Annotated in this window: 11 protein-coding genes; 4 read left to right on the top strand and 7 right to left on the bottom strand. The window is 73.5% G+C overall.

Translation table 11 applies throughout. The features are described from left to right. Nucleotides 1-62 precede the first annotated feature (62 nt). The 4 genes from HUO13_RS23430 to HUO13_RS23415 are packed head-to-tail and all read left to right on the top strand — an operon-like array spanning nucleotide 63 to nucleotide 6,754. The gene (locus HUO13_RS23430; protein WP_211897240.1) at nucleotides 63-3,815 is read left to right on the top strand and encodes a CHAT domain-containing protein; all 3,753 of its coding nucleotides are present in this window, start codon (nucleotides 63-65) and stop codon (nucleotides 3,813-3,815) included. Nucleotides 3,816-3,842: 27 nt separating this feature from the next. Then, complete coding sequence (locus tag HUO13_RS23425; protein WP_211897239.1) at nucleotides 3,843-5,459, top strand: Hsp70 family protein; 1,617 nt, start codon at nucleotides 3,843-3,845, stop codon at nucleotides 5,457-5,459. Next, nucleotides 5,456-6,091, top strand: coding sequence for a hypothetical protein (locus HUO13_RS23420; protein WP_211897238.1), 636 nt, complete (start codon nucleotides 5,456-5,458; stop codon nucleotides 6,089-6,091). The genes HUO13_RS23425 and HUO13_RS23420 overlap by 4 nt, the downstream gene beginning before the upstream one ends. Before the next feature lie 3 nt (nucleotides 6,092-6,094). Beyond that, entirely contained in the window at nucleotides 6,095-6,754 is a 660-nt protein-coding gene (locus HUO13_RS23415) for an RES family NAD+ phosphorylase (RefSeq protein ID WP_211897237.1), read from the top strand. On the opposite strand, the gene HUO13_RS23410 is transcribed toward HUO13_RS23415, so the two are convergent. Genes HUO13_RS23410 through grpE form a run of 7 tightly spaced genes read right to left on the bottom strand, consistent with a single transcriptional unit; the run spans nucleotide 6,755 to nucleotide 16,794 of the window. After that, nucleotides 6,755-6,904, bottom strand: coding sequence for a hypothetical protein (locus HUO13_RS23410; protein WP_211897236.1), 150 nt, complete (start codon nucleotides 6,902-6,904; stop codon nucleotides 6,755-6,757). After that, nucleotides 6,901-8,490 carry a TRAFAC clade GTPase domain-containing protein gene (locus HUO13_RS23405; protein WP_249123978.1) on the bottom strand — a complete coding sequence of 530 codons (1,590 nt, stop codon included), beginning with the start codon at nucleotides 8,488-8,490 and terminating at the stop codon, nucleotides 6,901-6,903. The genes HUO13_RS23410 and HUO13_RS23405 overlap by 4 nt, the downstream gene beginning before the upstream one ends. Continuing rightward, complete coding sequence (locus HUO13_RS23400) at nucleotides 8,490-10,892, bottom strand: GTPase-associated protein 1-related protein (RefSeq protein ID WP_211897234.1); 2,403 nt, start codon at nucleotides 10,890-10,892, stop codon at nucleotides 8,490-8,492. Before HUO13_RS23400 ends, HUO13_RS23405 begins: the two co-directional genes overlap by 1 nt. Beyond that, on the bottom strand, nucleotides 10,892-12,079 hold the full coding sequence (locus tag HUO13_RS23395) for a TRAFAC clade GTPase domain-containing protein (protein WP_211897233.1): 1,188 nt from the start codon (nucleotides 12,077-12,079) through the stop codon (nucleotides 10,892-10,894). The genes HUO13_RS23400 and HUO13_RS23395 overlap by 1 nt, the downstream gene beginning before the upstream one ends. Beyond that, nucleotides 12,079-14,439 carry a hypothetical protein gene (locus HUO13_RS23390; protein ID WP_211897232.1) on the bottom strand — a complete coding sequence of 787 codons (2,361 nt, stop codon included), beginning with the start codon at nucleotides 14,437-14,439 and terminating at the stop codon, nucleotides 12,079-12,081. The genes HUO13_RS23395 and HUO13_RS23390 overlap by 1 nt, the downstream gene beginning before the upstream one ends. Then, nucleotides 14,439-16,106 (bottom strand): Hsp70 family protein, encoded by a 1,668-nt coding sequence (locus HUO13_RS23385; protein ID WP_211897231.1) that lies wholly within the window; start codon nucleotides 16,104-16,106, stop codon nucleotides 14,439-14,441. Before HUO13_RS23385 ends, HUO13_RS23390 begins: the two co-directional genes overlap by 1 nt. Continuing rightward, nucleotides 16,099-16,794 (bottom strand): nucleotide exchange factor GrpE, encoded by a 696-nt coding sequence (gene grpE / locus HUO13_RS23380; protein ID WP_211897230.1) that lies wholly within the window; start codon nucleotides 16,792-16,794, stop codon nucleotides 16,099-16,101. Before grpE ends, HUO13_RS23385 begins: the two co-directional genes overlap by 8 nt. Nucleotides 16,795-16,804: the final 10 nt, after the last annotated feature.

Here is a 16,804-nt window from a genome sequence, read left to right as displayed (position 1 = left end):
GGACCGAGGCGTCGGTAAGCTGATCGTCCGGCGCTGGAGTTCGCGGGTGAGGGGATCGGTCGATGGCGGGCGACGCGGACCCCTTCCAGGAGTCGCTCGAACTCGCCGATCGGCTGCTGGAGCGGGCGCGGCGCACCGACGGCGTCGACGACCTGGGCGCGGTGGTCGAGCACGCGCAACGCGCGCTGGATTCCCTGGACGGCTGCGACGCCCGCCGCGTGGGACCGCTCTACCAGCTCGGGCTCGCCCACGCGCTCCGCCACGAGCGCACCGGTTCGGTCGACGACCTCCGGGCCGCCATCCGGCGGATGCGCGCGGTGCGCGACGGCCTGGCCGACGACGACCCGCACCGGCCGGAGGTCTGCGCTCGCACGGGGCTGCTGGTCAGCCGGTACGTGGGGGTGTCCGAGGGCGACCGCGGCGACGTCGACGAGGCCATCCGCGACCTGACCGCGGCGGGCGAGGCCGACAGGGGCGTCCTCGTCCGCTACGCCCTCGGGATCCTGCACGCCGTGCGCTACACCGGTTTCGCGGGGGATCAGCAGGATCGAGAGACGGGGATCGAGCTGCTCTCCGAGCTGATCGAACGGTCCGAGACCGACGCCGCGACCGCCGACGCGTGCCGGATGACCGTGGCGCACCTGCTGCTGAGCCGCGGCACCCCGGTGGAGCTGCGCGGGCGCCGGCCGACGCTCACCGGCGTCGGCGGACTGGGCCTGGAGGCGACGCCGGAGGAGATCGCGACCGCCCGGCGGCATCTGGAATCCCTGACAGGGACCCAGGACCGCGACCTCGCCGGCATGCGCTCGGCGCTCGAGCTGCTGGTGTCGTCGGCCAGGGGGCAGATCGACCTCACAGCACCGGAGCCCGGCCGTGCGCTGACCGACTTCGAAGAGATGCTCTCGCGGATCCCGGACAACGGTCTCGACGCCGGTGAACGCGACGCGATCCGCGCGGCCGTGCGCGGAATCCAGGCTCATGCCGCAGGTTCCGGCGACGACCTGGCCGACGGGATCGCCGAGGCCATGGCCGGGCTGCCCGCCGGGCACCTGATGCGCGAGTTCCTGGTCGGCTTGCTGCGACCCGGTGAGCCGGGGCTCGCGGAGTCGGGTGACCTGGAGCGGATCGGCCGCAGCAGCGCGACCGCCGTCGCCGCCCTGGAACGGGCGCTGGAGCGGCTGCCCGCCGACGATCCCGACCGCGCCGCGGTGCTGACGCGGTTGGTGGGGGCGCTGATGGCCAACACCTCGGTGAACCGCGGATCCATGACACGCATCCGCGCGCTCGCGGCGGAAGCGATCGAACGCGGCCGCGCCGACGACGAGAACACCGGTCTCAACCACGCGATGCTCGCTCTGGCCTCGGTCTTCCCGGAGGACTCGACGCCGGGGCTGGACCAGATGGACACCGCGGTCGAGCACCTGCGAGAAGCCGCCCGGTTGCTTCCTGACGGGCACGCGCTGCGGGACAAACTGCGCACGATGCTCGGGACGATCCTGCTGACCCGGTACGCGCGTGGCAGTGAGGCGGAGAACGTCGACGCCGCGGCCCACTACCTGAGACAGGAAACGTTCGACTCGCATCTCGCCGCGTTCAACGAGGCGCACATCCGCTTCGCGGGGTACCTGCGCCGGCCGGATTCGGAGACCGCGCGCCAGGTGGTCCGCGATCTGCGGCGTGTGATCGAGGAGCTTCCCGAGGGCCACTACCTGCGGCGGCGCGCTGCCAGCACGCTGAGCGTGGTGCACGCGGCCGAAGGCTTCCGGGTTCGGGGGACCGACATGGGGGAGCTCAGCGCGGAGATCGGCAGCGCGCTCGCCGAGGCGGGCACCCCGCCACCGGAGGCCCTCGACTTCCCGACCGAAGCGTTGTTCACCGCCCTCGGGGGGATCGGGCGGGCGATGGCCGAGAACGACCTGGCGGGCGTCGACCGCGGCATAGCGCTGCTGGGTTCGGTGGCAGGTCGTGCCGACCTGCACCACCACGAGCGCTTGTCGGCGATCGGCAGCCTGGGCATGGCACTTCGCACCCGCTACGAGTTCACCCGGGACCGGCGCGATCTCAGCAATGCCATTGACCGGCTCGAACAGGCGCGGCGGATGCTCCGGGACGACCCGGGCGCGCTGGAAGGGGCGCTGCTGCTGAACTCGCTGGCCGACTGCTACCGCGCCCGCGGCGATACGGCCAGGAAGGACCCGCAGCGCGCGGTGCGGGACGGGCTGGAGTCCCTGCGGGCGCGGGCCCGCGACGTGCTGCTGCAGTCGAGCGCCCTGCGCGCGCTGAACGCGGCCGGTGCGGCGCTCGGCGAGGCGGCGTCGGTGGCCCGCTGGTGCCTGGCGGCCGGGCAGCCCGAGAACGCGGTGGAGGCGCTGGAGCTGGGGCGGGGGATGGTGCTGCACGCGGCCACGGTCGACGCGGGTGTTCCGGCAATGCTGCGCGAGTCCGGCCAGAACGGACTCGCCGACCGGTGGGAACGCGAGGCTGCCGAGTCCGGTCCGCAGCCGTGGGACGTGCCGGATAGGCCGCCCGGCCCGGTGCGGGACCTGGTCGGCGCGCCGCTGCCCAGTGACCTGCGGTACCGGGTGCTGGAGGCGCTGGAGGGCCACGGGGCGCAGACCCGGCTGCTCTCGCCGCCCGCCGTCGCCGAGATCGCGGCCGCACTGCGTGCCACCGACACCCGGGCACTGGTCTACCTGGTCCCGGCCGGCGAGCGGGAACCGGGCATCGCGGTGCTGGTCACCGACGGCGGCGAGGTCCGAAGGCTCCGCTGCCCGCTGCTGACCGCCGCGGACGGCAGTCCGGTGGACCGGTTCGACCGGCTCCAGCGGGAGCGGGCGAGCGGACCGGTGTCCGGGGAACTGGACCGGCGGTGGAGGCAGGCTCTCGGCGAGATCTGCGACTGGGCGTGGACGGCGGTGCTCGGCCAGGTGCTCGACACGGTCTCGGTCGAGCGGCGCGGGCGTCCGAGCCGGATAGTGCTGGTGCCGGTGGGAAAGCTCGGTGCGGTCCCGTGGCACGCCGCGCGGCACCCGGTGCCCGGCGGCGGCGTCCGCTACGCCTTTCAGGACGCGGTCGTGCGCTACGCCGCGTCGGCCCGCCAGTTCGCCGAGACCGCTCGGCGCCGCAGGCGTGCCTGGGACAGCGAACCGGCGCTGGTGCGGGTGGCGGGCAGCGGCCTGCTGTGGGCGTCGGAGGAGATCGAAGACATCCACCGCAGGCACTACTCGCACGGCGTCTACCTCGGCCGCAGGCGCCGGGGTGGGAGGCGGGCCCCGGCCCCGCGGCCCGACGACGTGCGCGCCCTGCTGCCCAGCGCGAGCTCGCCGGGTGCGTCGCTGCTGCACCTGGGCTGCCACGCCGATCTCGCGGCGGTGCCGGTGGACTCCGCCCTGCGCCTGGGAACCGGTTCGGCGTTGCAGGTGCAGGACATCCTGCGGCAGGCGCGCGACCGGCCGGCCGACGCGCCGGGCGGACTGGTCGTGCTGGCCGCCTGCGCCAGCGACCTCACCGGCCGCGAGCACGACGAGGCGCTGACGCTGGCGACGGCGTTCCTGACCGCGGGAGCGGCCGGGGTCGTCGGCGCGCGGTGGAACGTGGACGACCTGCCGACCGCGCTGATCATGATCATGTTCCACCACTACCTGAACTCCGGTTACGACGACCCGGCGACGGCTCTGCGCGCGGCGCAGGCGTGGATGGTGGACCCGCGCCGCGTGCTGCCCGGAGGCGTCGGCGCGCGGCTCGCGCCGGAGCTCGCCACGATCGACCCCGCCGAACCCGGCAACTGGGCGGCGTTCACCTACCAGGGCCGGTAAGGCACCTCCGGCAAGTTGGGAGCACCCATGGCGGTACCGCCGACGACCTTCGGCATCGACCTCGGCACCACCCACTCCTGCGTCGCCTACGTCGACGAGTCGGGGCGGCCGGTGATCGCCCGCAACGCCGTCAGCGAGGACACCACGCCGTCGGTGGTCTACTTCGAAGGGCCGGGCCGGGTGCTGGTCGGCTCGTCGGCGAAGAACTCCGCGCTGCTGGCCCCGCACCTGGTGGCACAACTGGTCAAGCGCGACATGGGACGCCAGGGCGTGGAGTTCGGCTACCACGGCCGCGCCTACACCCCGGAGGAGATCTCCGCGCTGATCCTGCGCGAGCTGGCCAGGTCGGCGGAGGAGAGCACCGGCAGGCAGGTGCGGGACGTGGTGATCACGGTGCCCGCCTACTTCGGCGTCGCCGAGAAGGAGGCCACCCGCCGGGCCGGCGACATCGCGGGGCTCAACGTGCTCGACGTACTCGCTGAGCCGGTCGCGGCCGCACTCCACCACCAGGGCCTGGACAGCAGCGACCGCGCCCGGCACCTGCTGGTCTACGACCTCGGCGGCGGTACGTTCGACACGACCGCCATCCGCGTCGAGGGCGACGACATCCGCGTCGTCTGCACCGATGGGGACCAGGCCCTCGGCGGAGCGGACTGGGACCAGCGCATCGTCGGGCACCTGCTGGAGGTCTTCCGCGCCCAGCACCCCCGGCTGGACCCGGGGGCCGACGAGGAGGCGATGCAGGAGTTCCACGGCACGGCCGAGGAGCTGAAGAAGGCACTGAGCCGCACCGAGTCCCGGCGCGCGCAACTGCGCTTCGCCGGTGCCGCCGCGGGGGTCGAGCTGACCCGCGCCGAGCTGCAACGGCTCACCGGCGACCTGCTCGACCGGACCATGGAGATCACCCGCCGGACCCTGGAAGTGGCGCGGGGCAAGGGGATCGAGCACTTCGACGACGTGCTGCTGGCCGGCGGGATGACCCGGATGCCCGCGGTCGCCGAGAACCTGCGCAAGCGCTTCGGCCTCGACGCGCGGCTCAGCGAGCCGGACCTCGCGGTCGCCAAGGGCGCGGCGATCTTCGCGCTGCTGCGGCAGGTCGAGGGCGCGGGCGGAGCCACGCGGGAGGTCGCCGGGCAGCTGGGGATCAGCGCCGCCGACGTCGAGGCGGCCGCGGCCAAGCGCGTGACGACCGTGGTCCCCCGCGCGTTCGGGGTCAAGGCGATCGATCCGGCGGACCCGCTGGCGCACACCAACCCGTTGCGCGCCAGGCAGATCGTGACCCACCTGCTCGCCGCGAACGCCGAGCTGCCCGCCGACACCGGTCCTTTCCCGTTCGCCACCGGCGTGAACAACCAGCGGATGGCCGAGATCGAGGTGTGGGAGCAGAAGGGCCAGGCGGCGTCGGAGGACCTCGCCGACAACATCCGCGTCGGACGCGGCGTCCTCAAGGGCATCCCGCCCCGGCCCGCCGGAACCCAGATCGAGATCACCTTCCGCATGTCCGAGACCGGTACGCTCGCGGTGCACGCGCAGGAGCAGGAATCGGGGCAGGAAGTGCGGTTCGAACTCTCCATCGGCGGCATGGACCACCGGGCGGTCGACGCCGCCCGCACCGACATCGCCAGGCACGAGGTGAGCGGGTGAACCTCCGGCACGCACTGACGGCGCTGGCCGCGGACTTCGACGGTGTCCGCGCCCTGCTGGCACCCGACGACTACACCCGTCTGGTCGCGCTCGTCGTGGAGTTCTCCACCGAGACCAGCCCGGACGTCGCGGCCGACATCGCCGAGGACATCGCGGTGCTGCTCACCGACGCGCTGCCCGCCGAGCACCCGGTCCGCCGCGAGCTGGCGGCACCGGAGTCCCGCTTCTCCACCGGAGCCGGCCCGGACTGGGGGGACCTCGGCACGAGTCTGCACGACTGCCTGCTCTCCGGTGCCGCGCCGGAGGCGCCGCGCCAGGTGCTGGAGGCCGAAGCGGTCGGCGAGGCGGAGGTGCGGGCACGTGGCCTCGCCGCCGACGACCCGGACCTGATCCGGCTCGACCACCAGGACGGCGACCGCTGGCCCGCCTTCCAGTTCGGCCCGTCGGGACAGCCGCTGGAGGTCGTGCGCACCGTCAACCGGATCCTCGACGCCGCCGACGACCCGTGGGGCGCCGCCGACTGGTGGCTGGGTGAGAACGCCTGGCTCGACGGTGTCCCCGCGCGGCTGCTCGACCAGGTCGCCGACCAGGTCCTCATCGACGCCGCTCGCGCCGGCTTCTCGGAGGTGTGAGCGGTGGCAGACCTCGCGCCTCCCCCGAAGTACGCCGGCACGCCCGTCCGCCACGAGCTGCCCGCGGACGCCGAGCTGTGGCGGGTGCACTCCGACGAGTTCGACGCCACGAGCTTCCGCCCCGGCCCCTCCGACGACCACTTCGGCGGCGGCCGGTTCGACGGCACCGAGCGCGACCCGTACCCCGGGTACTACGCCGCGCTGGGCGCCCCGACGGCGCTGATGGAGTTCCTGGCGCGCGATCTGCGGGTCCGGGACGACGGCACCCGGCGCGTGCTGCGGCGCAAGGTCGCCGGGCGCCGCATCAGCGGGGTGCGGACGACCCGGCCGCTCGACCTGGTGAGCCTGCTCAGCGGACCGCACCTGGCGGCGGTCGCCCAGGACGAGTGGCTCGTCCAGAGCGAGGAGTACGGCAAGACGCGGCGCTGGGCGAGCTGGATCAGGCAGCAGGCGCCGTGGGCCGACGGGCTGATCTGGCTGTCCAAACGCGACCCCGAGGGACGCGCCGTGGTGCTGTTCGGCGACCGGTGCGGTCCCGACGCACTGGAACCCGCGACATCGGTCGAGCTGGGAACCCTGGAAGGCGCGCACTACCTCAACGACGTGCTCGATCCCTACCGCGTCACGGTCTCACTGCCCCCGAGCGCGAAAGCGCAGGGCTGATCAGGGAACGGTGGGTGCGGCCCCCAGGGTGAGCAGCCAACCCACCAGGGTCAGCAGCACGTCGGCGACCAGTGCCAGCGCGACCAGCGCCAGCACCCCGAACAGGACCCAGCGGTGGGCGCGGTAGCCCGGCGGTGGTTGTCGGTTCAAACCGGCTCCTTCACCGTTCGGCCGGACCCGCCGCGCGAGACCGGAAACCCACCGCGGCCCATCAGCCACAGGAAGGGCTCGGCCGGGGACAGGGCGCTGCCGGGTGTGGTCCCGGTCAGCGACGACGCGACGAAGAAGCGGACTTCGGCGAAGTCGCGCTCCGCGGCCAGCACGAGGTTGTCCAGTCCCGCCGTCGTCAGCCATTCGCGGACCCGGCCCGACAGCAGCGGCCCGGCCCAGTCCAGTTCCTGGAGCAGGTCGGCCTTGACCACTACGACCGCCAGCGCCCGGCGGCCGAGGTCGACGCGGTAGTCCTTCAGCCTGCGCACCGTCACCTGGTAGACCTCGTCGGGGTCCCTGGTTGCCGGGTTGGCCGCCACGACCCGCGCGTCCCCGGCGCCACCGAACTGGTCGCGCACCCACCGCACGGAGAACGGGTCCACGACGAACACCAGCCCGCTCGCGTGGTCGAGGAACTCCAGCTCGGTGTTCTCCTGGTGGTCCACGAAGAACTCGCCCGCCGCGTCGAACAGGCTCAGCAGCGCCTGCCTGCGACCACGCCGGACCCGCGCGGTGATCGCCGCGGGCAGCCGGCCCGCCGGGGTCTTGGCGGTCTCACCACCGCCGGAGACCAGTCGGGTGGCCTCGGCGAAGACCTGCCTGCTCGGCTCGTCGTCGAACTCCAGCTCCGCGCCGGCCGCCGCCAGCTCGTCGCGCAGCTTCACCATCCCGGCGTGCACGAGCCGGGTCTTGCCCGCCGAGACCGCGCCGAACACCGGCATCGAGATGCCGGTCAGCGCCGCCGCGCCGGTGTGCAACGGCTGCCCGCAGCGTTCGCACAGCGCGGTCAGCTTCCGCGCGGCGCGCAGCACCGTCGTCGGCATCCGCGTGCCGCAGCCGCATCGCCGCCACACGGCGCCCAGCGGTCCGGGCCGGATGTCGCGGTGCACCGCCGCGCAGTTCGGGCACCGGTAGTCGGGGAGGCGCTGCTTGTAGTAGCACTCGGGATGAGGGCAGACCGCGTCGGCCCGGCGGATGCGGCGGACCACGGAGTCGTAGCCGCGCAGCAGTGCGATCACCGCGACCCAACCGATCCAGGCGACCACCAGCACGGTGCCGGCGACGACCGCGACGAGCAGCGCGCCGAGCAACGTCCCGACCAGGACGCCGGACCACCCCGCGAGGGGCACCGCCTGCAGCAGGAACCGGGTCGGCCAGGTGGTGAACTCGCCCCAGCCGCGGATCAGTCGGTACCCGGAGCCGATGATGTCGCGACCGCAGCGCCAGGCGCCCAGCCAGTCGTAGCGCCACTGCGAGGCGAGGTAGCTCGGCCAGGCCCGGTCACGGCCGCGCGGGCGGTTGCGGCGCAGCCGGGGGAGCCCGGCCGTGCCGGCCTCGACGTGCTCGGGCATCACCAGGGCGGGGCGCCACCTACCGCCTCCGGCGAGCGTGGTGCAGGCGATGACGAACGCGAGCACCACGCCGGCCATCGACCCCAGCCACAGCGCGATCAGCGACGCGTAGAAGGCCACGCCGAGCGCGCACAGCCCGACGCCCAGCAGCAGAAGGGCGACGACGGGGTGCATCACTCACCCCGCTCTCGCAGCCGGTCGAACAGGCGTCGCGCGGCGGAGGGCTTGCGCTGCTTGCTCCTGCCGAGCTCGCGCAGCCACTCGTGCCACGCGGTGGCGTGGTCGGAGTCGACCGCGCGCAGCAGCATCCTGATGCGGCGCTGGTCGGACTGGCGGTGTTCGCCCGCCCACGCTTCCAGCGCCTTGTCGAAGCCGGCTCGCGCCGACGAGGCGGCCTTGTCGGACCACGCCACGAGGAAGGCGAGTGCCACGGCGCGATCTTTGCGCTCGTCGGACGAGTCCCCGTTCCACACGTCGGCGAGCTCGCCCACCAGGACCTCCTGCACGGCTTCCCCGCCCCGCACCGCCGCGTTCACCGCGCGGCTCAGCTCGACCTCCAGCATCACGTCCACCACGTCGCGGGCACGGGCCGACAACACGGGCTTGGACACCTCGGCCAGCGCCGCGGCCGACTCGGCCCCGCCGCTGCGCTGGAAGGCCGTCAGCCACCGGCGCAGGGTGCCGTCCTGCTTCCACAGCTCGCGCATGGGATCGGACCGGACGTGCTCGATGAGCTTGCGCAGCACCTCCAGGTAGTCGGCGTTCACAGCGGACTTCTCCAGCACCGGGAACGCCTTGCGCGCCAACGACTCCGACACCGTGGCGGTCGGCATCTGGGAGAGGAACTCCAGCATCTCGGCGACCGACGGCGTGGTGTCCTGGAACAGCGCCTCCCACACCGCGTCGCCCACGCCCGGCCGGTCGGGCTCCTGCAACGGGGCGCGCATGGCGGCGAAGGCGTCCCGGCGGCTCCGGCCGCCCTCGGCCACGGCGGTGCCGGTCACCACGGCGTCCAGCCGCATGAACGGGTCGCTGACCGTCGGCAGCAGCAGCGGCCACCAGTGCCTGCGCACCGCCGCGACGGTCTGGTCGGCGCGGTTGTCGCGCAGGCGCAGCGCCAGCTCGTCCCGGAGCAGGTCGAGCACCTGCGGTGCGCAGGTCCACCGCGAGTGGGCGAGCTCGGCGTCGGGGTGGTCGGCCCACCAGCTCACGAACCCGGCGGCGGCGTCGCGGAAGCGGTCGATCCGGGGCGTGATGCCGAATCCGGCGGCCAACCGCAGGAGCGCGTCGAACCGTTCCGGGGGGACACCGCCGGCCACCGACTCCACCAGCGAGGTCGCCCGCTCCAGTTCCGGCTGGGGCCAACGGCGTTGCGGCAGCGAGCCGCGGCCTGCGGCGGCCGCGCCGCGCACGACCTCGTCGAGTTCGGCCCGCAGCAGCGCGTACCAGACCTGGCCCGTCAGCTCGTCCTGTCCAGAGTGGACAGCGGTGGCCAGCTTGCGCAGCGCCGTGGCGTCGGGTCCGGCGGACATGACCGCCTCGGCGACCGGTTCCAGCGCGTCCCGCGCGGACTCCGGTGGCGCCGAGGCCAGCCAGTCGGCGAGCACGGCGGCCTCGGATCGGTGCTCCAGCGGGTCGCCGCAGGTGAGCACCCCGGCGGCCAGCCGGTCGCCCATCCCCGGCCTGCCCCCGTCGCGGGCGAAGCTGTGCGCCATCTCCACCGCGTCGATCACGTCGTAGGGGTCGGCGCGCAGGAAGCGCGGCACCCAGTGCGAGGCGGACTCGGTCGGCTCGACCCGGGAGTGCCGGCCGGCCTCCAGGTCGAACACCGCGAAACCGCCGTCCCGTTCGGTGTTGGCGAGCTGACCCGCCCAGTCCGGGTGCAGCGCCAGCACCTCGTGCCTGCTGTACTGCGGGCTCGTCGCGAACACCCGGAACCCGACGCGCAACGCCCGCTCCTGGGGCAGCAGCAGGGTGCCCGCGGCGATCCAGCGCACGATCTCGCCCGCGTCGGCGCCGACGAAGAGCACCCGCCGCGGGTTCTCGTCGTGGACGCGGTCCAGCGCGGAACTCAGGGCCAGCAGCCAGCTCTCGCCGCCGGGCCTGCCGAGCACCCAGTCCCGCAACGCGTCCACCCCGAACGGGCCCGGCTCGGGCTCGGCGGCCACCGGCTCGGTCTCGGTGCCTTCGGCGGGGCGCTCGGACCACCACGGCGCCTCCCATAACTGCGCGGGGCGGACGGGCCCGTAGAGCTGAGGATCCGCGGTGGCGATGGCGTGGGTGAACTGGTTGCCCTCCCGGATCCCGCCTGCCTCGGCACCCAGGTAGACGCCGCGCGCGGTCGCGTACACGCCGTCGAAAACGTGCGCCAGCGAAGGCGGGTACTGCTCGACCGGGCGCTTGTCGCGCATCCACGACACCGGCGCCTCGTACAGCGCGGACCGCTGGACCACGCCCATCATCTCGTGGTCGGCCCCGGACGAGACGGCCTGGAACTGGAACCCGGCCCCGCCCCGCAGGCCCTGGCCCTGGCGGCAGTCGGTGTAGAACAGCGACTCGAAGCCGCGCCCGCCCATCACCCGCTCCGTTCGACGATCCTGAAGAGTCCGAGCAGCCACAGCAGCGGCTCGTCCACCCGGAACGGGCGCACGCCGCCCGGATCGATCCGCTTGCCGTCGTAGTCGGGTTCGGCGCCCAGCGAGGACACCGCGAAGTAGCGGTAGCTCTTGTAGTGCGCCCGCAGGTGGGCGTCGATGTCGTCGGCGCCCAGGTCGGCGAGCATGGCCCGCAGGTGCTCGTCGGTGTCGCGCCCGGCCGCCTCGTCGTAGTGCGCCCCGGCCGACGGCGCGCGCAGCAGCGGATGGCCCTCGCCCAGCATCCCGTAGAACGCGTCGATCTTGGAGAACACGACCGCGACGGGCACCGGGATGCGCCTGCGGACACCGACACCGCCGGTGGCGCGCAGCAGCTCGGTGAGGCGGCCGAGCACGCTCAGCGGCGGTTCGGTGTCGCGCATTCCCGCCTCCGGCACCGCGATGCGGTCGCGCGTGCCGGGGAGCTGGAAGGGATCGAGCAGCACGACCAGCCCGTCGGCCGCGCCGAGGTAGGCCTGGCGGTTGACGAACTCCTGCGTGGTCATGTCCTCGCCCGCCGCGTCGTAGAACGACAGTGTGGTCGTGCTGTGGACCTCGCGGCCCAACGAGCGGTGCGGCTGGCGCCACTGCACGACCAGCGGCACGCGACTGCCGTCGGCCGACCCGGTGGTGGGCTCGAACAGCGCGTTGTCGTCGAACAGCGCGTGCTCGTAGTTCTCCAGCCATGCCGCGGTCCGCGCACCGGCCTGCTCGCCCGCGAAGGACACGTCGGCGTCGAAGCGGCGGCGCACGCGGTGGCGCAGCTCGTGCACCAGCACCGTGGTGTAGACGGTCTTGCCGGAGTTCTTGCCGCCGACCATGCCGATCAGCGGGCTGCGGCTGTCGGCGAAGTTGGCGGGCAGGGGCGTGCGGCAGACCGGGCACGCGCGGATGCCGGTGTCGGTTCCGCAGTCCGGGCAGGCGGCCCTGCGCCGCGGCAGCCGCAGCCGCGACGGCGGCGGCGGGAACGTCGGCCAGGACGCCTCGGCATACCCGGTGAGCTTCAGCCGCTCCTCGTCGACCGAGCGCGTGCAGCGCGTGCGGCCGGGAGCGGCCCGGCCGGTGCACTGGAACCGCAGGTTCGCCGGCTGGAAGCGGTGGTAGCAGTAGGGGCAGGCGATGGTGGACATCAGGTGGCCTTCAGTTGCGCGGTGGGCGGGTCGACGAGCCGGACACCGGCCGTCTCGGTGAAGCAACGCAGCCAGTACGGGCGGCGCAGCTTCGGGACCTCCACGGTGGTCTCGACCGGGCGTCCGGGGCGCAGCTCGCCCTCGACCCGGCCGATGACCTGGCCGTCGGCCGGCTGCAACGGCATCACGCGGCCCTGCGCGGCGACCACCAGCACCGTGCACGCGGGCACCGGCTGGTCGGCGGTCAGCGTGATCCGCGCGGTGCCGCCGCCGACCAGCGGCCGCGACCGGCGCTCGACGGTGTAGCCGACGTGCGGCTGACGGCCGTCGATGTCGATCTCGGTCGGCGCCGAGCACGCCGCGCCGTCCTCGGCGGCGGCGAGCGCGCTGACGCGCACCCGCACCGGGCCGGCCCCGGTGCGAAGCCGGCAGCCGCCGGATGCCTGGTACTCCTGCCTGGTCAGCCGGTAGCGGCCGGAACCGGCCGAGCCGTTCCACACCACCTCGGCGACGCCTGCCCGCTCCGGCCACACCCACGACAGCACCAGTTCCTCGTCGAAGCGGCGGAACTCCAGGCCGCCGACCGGTGGCAGCGCGGGCACCACCCGGCTGGTGCTCTCGGCGCGCACCGGTTCCGACGACGCTTCGGTGCCGTCGGACCGGCGGTAGCGGGCGGTCAGCACGTAGGTGTAGTCCACCCCGGGAGTCGTGCCGGTGTCGCGGAACGACGTGGTGCCCGTGGTGGCGACCGGTAACTCCCGTGAGCCGTCGTCGCGGCGGACGTCGACGGCGATCGCGTCGGGATGCACCTTCCAGCTCGCCTCGACCACGCCCTGGACGGTCCGGAGCCGGACGCCGTGCACCGGCGGCAGCACCTCGATGCGGGCTCCCACCGGACGCGACCACGCGCCCTGCTCGTGCGCGGCGAACACCGCGTACCCGACCCGCACCCCGGCCCGCGCGGTGGTGTCGCGGGCCGGCATCGCGGTGTCCTCGGCGACGACCTCCCCGTCGGCTGGGTCGGCGGGCACCCGGTCGTTGCGGCGCACCACCCGGTAGACGGTCCCGTTCTCGTGCTCGGCGGGCACCCGCCACGACACCCGCACGCCGGTTCCCTCCGGCTGCGCCGAAACCTCCAGCACCGGCGGGGGAGGGATGCGGCGCAGCTCGGCGGCGATGCGGTCGTCGTCGGTGGCCAGCGCCGCGGCTTGCAGCAACCGTTGCCGCGCCTCGGTTTCCTCGCCCGCGACCAGCGCCCGGTGGGCGGCCGACCGCAGCTCGCGGACTCGCTCGCCCTGGCGCTCCACCAGCCGCCGGGCGGACTCGGCCTCCTCGGCGTCGGTGATGCCGGTCAGCGCCTGTTCGGCGGCGGCGAGGCAGCCGTCGCGCAGCAGCTCGGTGACGCCGGGCAGCCCGGACGGCGGGGCGGGCCCGCGCCCGCCGGACTCGCCGAGCACGCTCACCACGGCCTGCCGCGCCTCGGACTCGGCCAGCTTCGCCTGCCGCAGGTGCCGCAGCAGCACCGACGCGGGAGCGCGGTTGTCGTGGTGCCTGCGCACGTCGTCGAGCAGGTGGAACAGCGTGAGCAGGCGCAGGTCGACCCCGTCGGAGGTCACTGCGGTGTTGAGGATGCCCAGCGCCTCACGCGCGGCCTGGTTGCCGGAGCGGCGGTTCTCCCGGTCGATCGCCTGGCGCACCGCCTCGGCGGTCAGCCCGGCCGGGTGCGCCGGGGTGCAGGCGAAGGTGGTCAGGACCCGCAGGCTGGTCAGCTCGCCGAGCACCAGCTCGGCGATGCTGCTCATCTCGGCATCGGCGAGCAGTGACTTCAGCCGCCGGTAGGTGGTCTCGCGCAGTCCGCTGGCTCGGGGCAGCTCCACCGGGTTGCTCAGCCGCACGCCCGCGGTCTCCAGCGCCCGGTCGACCTCCTCGGGCGCCAGCAGGCTGAAGGTCTCGCGCATCGCCTCCAGCTGGCCGGAGGTGATCAGGCCGAGCTCGCCGAAGTTGGCGTGCAGCATCGCGACCAGCTCGTCTACCTGCTGCCTGCGGCTGCCGGTCCGCGCCGCGTCGTGCTCGCGCCACCAGGAGATCCGCAGCATCCGCTCGCCGTGCTCGCGCCGCAGTTCCTCGTCCTCGCGCAGGAACGCCTTGTAGACGCTGCGGACGAACGAGGACTTCGCGGTGGACTGCGCGCTCTTGTTCCAGTGCGAGCGGATCTGGGCGATCCGCTCGGCCAGCTCGCCGTCGGAGAAGTCCAGCCGGACCGCGTAGCGCGACACCAGGTCGTCGGGCAGCCGGCCGCCCCGCCCCCGCAGCGGCCGCACCACCTTCTGCTCGTAGTCCTTCGGGTCGAAGGAGGCCATCAGCTCGAGACCGTGATCCCGGCGACGACCTTCGCGGCCTCGGCGACCTCCTCGTCGCTGCGCACGCTCACCCGGACCTTGATGTCCAGCGACTTGCCGGTGCTCGGTTCGGTGGCGTTGAGCTCCAGCAGCCCTTCGGCGTCGACGGTCATCCGGATGTCGATCGGCGAGCCGATGGGCATCGGCGGCAGCCCGTCGATGAGTCCCTTGCCCTCGTTGAGCGCCTTGTTCTCGGCCAGCTCCGGCCCGGCGACCACGCCGGACTGCTCGAACAGCTCGATCTCGATGCCCTGCTGGCCCTCCTCGACGGTGGCGGCCTGCAGGTCGCGCACCTCGGTGGGCAGCGCGTCGTTGGCGTGCACGAGGTGGTGGACGTAGTGGCGCTTGGGCTTGCTCTGCCAGTCGGCGTCGCTGGTGTCGACGAGCTTGACCCCGAACGCCTTCGGCAGCACGTTGCGGGTCTGCTTGGCGGCCAGGCCCTCCAGCGTGCGCACCGAGATGCCGGTCTGCTCGGCCACGCTGCCGACAGCCTCGGCGACCCGGTCCCGCACCTGCTCGGCGGTGCCGCCGGCGTCCTCGGCGTCCTGCTTCTCCTTGTGCACCACGCGACCCAGCGCGTAGAGCGCGGCACCCTTGGCCACCGCCAGGTCCGGGTCGTGCAGCTTGGGCTCCCAGCCGAACTCCGCGCGCAGGCGCTCGGCGACCGCGGGCATCTTGGTCGAGCCGCCGACCAGCAGGACGTCGTCGATGGTGGTGCCCGGCCGCTTGTCGCGCAGGGTCTCCAGCGTGCGCCGGACGATGTCGATCGTCTTGTCCAGCAGGTCCCTGGTCTCGTGCTCGAACAGCTCGCGGGTGACCTCCACACGCGCGCTGCTACCCCCGCCGCGCAGCGCGACCGGCCGGGACTCGGCGCGGGAGAGCTGCTTCTTGGTCTCCTCGGCCGTGGTGGCCAGCGACTGCATGAACTCCTCGTCGTCCTCGGCGTCGGTGCCGGTGGACTCGGTGAACCGCTGCAGCAGGTAGTCACGCAGCCGGGCGTCCCATTCGGCGCCGCCGAGGTGGTCGTCGCCGTCGGTGCACAGCACCTCGATCTCGTCGGAGGACACCCGGATCGCGGTGGTGTCGAAGGTGCCGCCGCCCAGGTCGTAGACCAGGATCGTCTTGTCCTCGGCGTCGGTCGTCGCCTCGTAGTGCAGCGCGGCGGCGACCGGCTCCGGCACGATGCCGATCACGTCCAGCCCGGCGATCTGCCCGGCGTTCTTGGTGGCGGTGCGCTCCAGCATGCCGAAGTAGGCCGGGACGGTGATGACCGCGCGAGTGGCGGGCACTCCGGTGTGGGTGGCGGCGTCCTGGGCGAGCTGCTTGAGGATCAGCGCCGAGATCGACTCCGGGGTGTAGGTGGTGCCGTGGTAGTCGTAGACCGCCTCGCTCCCCATCTCCCGCTTGATCAGCGACACGACCTGGTCGGGGTAGGTGATCGCGGAGTTCTTGGCGACCGAGCCGACCACGACGTTGGACTCGTTCTCGAAGAACACCACCGACGGCGTCGTCTCGAGGCTGTCGGTGTTGCGGCACACCGCCGGCCGGCCGGTCTCGTCGACGTAGGCGATGGCGGAGTAGGTCGTGCCGAGGTCGATGCCGAAGACCTTGAGGCTCTCGTCAGGCATCCGCGCGCTCCTGTTCCTGTTCCGTGCTGGAGGTCTCGGCAGGTGTCCACCGGTACACGTGGACCCGGGCGGGTGCGGTCACGCGCTCGGAGGCGGTGTCCCGGTAGCCGTCGGCGACGACCGCGGCGACCCTGCCGTCCTGCTCGGCGCGCTCTGCGGGCACGAGCTTGACCGCCCGGTGTTCGCGTGCGGAGAACTCGTCGCCCTCGGTGGGCACGATCGGTGCGCTGCCGCACCGCTCCAGCGCGAGTTCCACGCTGAGCGCGAAGGATTCCAGCAACTCGGCCACCTGGTCGCGGGCGACCTCGGCGGGCAGCGTCCGCGCCTGGTGCAGCAGGTCCTTGCGCAGGTTCTGCAGGTCGGTGACAACCGGGCGCAGCAGCAGGTTCTGCTCGCCCGCGCGGAGCCGTTCCACCTCGGCGTGCAGGTTGTCGATGACGCGCTCGCGCGCGGCGGCCCTGGCGTGGTGTTCACGGATCTGCTCGGTCAGCCCGGAAACCGCGTCGGTCAGCGCGGCCAGTGGGTCGTCTCCGGCGGACTCGGCTTCCTCGGCTCCGGCCGTCTGCGTTGCTTCGCTTCCGGCCGTCGGCGCTGGGTCGGCGTCCGGATCAGCGGACTGGTCCGTCACTTCCGGTCGCGCGTTGGAGTCATGCTCCAACGGACCGCCGTCCTGCTCTTCGTCGCGCATGACCTCGCCC

The sequence above is a fragment of the Saccharopolyspora erythraea genome, from assembly GCF_018141105.1.
GTDB classification, from domain to species: domain Bacteria; phylum Actinomycetota; class Actinomycetes; order Mycobacteriales; family Pseudonocardiaceae; genus Saccharopolyspora_D; species Saccharopolyspora_D erythraea_A.
Note: the sequence above shows the minus strand (reverse complement) of the source record. Positions and strands in the feature narration are given on the sequence as shown.

What these genes read in the sequence shown, in the direction of transcription:
- HUO13_RS23430 (WP_211897240.1), top strand. Translation starts at nt 63, where the DNA reads ATGGCGGGCGACGCGGACCCCTTCCAGGAGTCGCTCGAACTCGCCGAT.
- HUO13_RS23425 (WP_211897239.1), top strand. Translation starts at nt 3,843, where the DNA reads ATGGCGGTACCGCCGACGACCTTCGGCATCGACCTCGGCACCACCCAC.
- HUO13_RS23405 (WP_249123978.1), bottom strand. Translation starts at nt 8,490, where the DNA reads ATGCACCCCGTCGTCGCCCTTCTGCTGCTGGGCGTCGGGCTGTGCGCG.
- HUO13_RS23400 (WP_211897234.1), bottom strand. Translation starts at nt 10,892, where the DNA reads ATGGGCGGGCGCGGCTTCGAGTCGCTGTTCTACACCGACTGCCGCCAG.
- HUO13_RS23395 (WP_211897233.1), bottom strand. Translation starts at nt 12,079, where the DNA reads ATGTCCACCATCGCCTGCCCCTACTGCTACCACCGCTTCCAGCCGGCG.
- HUO13_RS23390 (WP_211897232.1), bottom strand. Translation starts at nt 14,439, where the DNA reads ATGGCCTCCTTCGACCCGAAGGACTACGAGCAGAAGGTGGTGCGGCCG.
- HUO13_RS23385 (WP_211897231.1), bottom strand. Translation starts at nt 16,106, where the DNA reads ATGCCTGACGAGAGCCTCAAGGTCTTCGGCATCGACCTCGGCACGACC.
- grpE (WP_211897230.1), bottom strand. Translation starts at nt 16,794, where the DNA reads ATGCGCGACGAAGAGCAGGACGGCGGTCCGTTGGAGCATGACTCCAAC.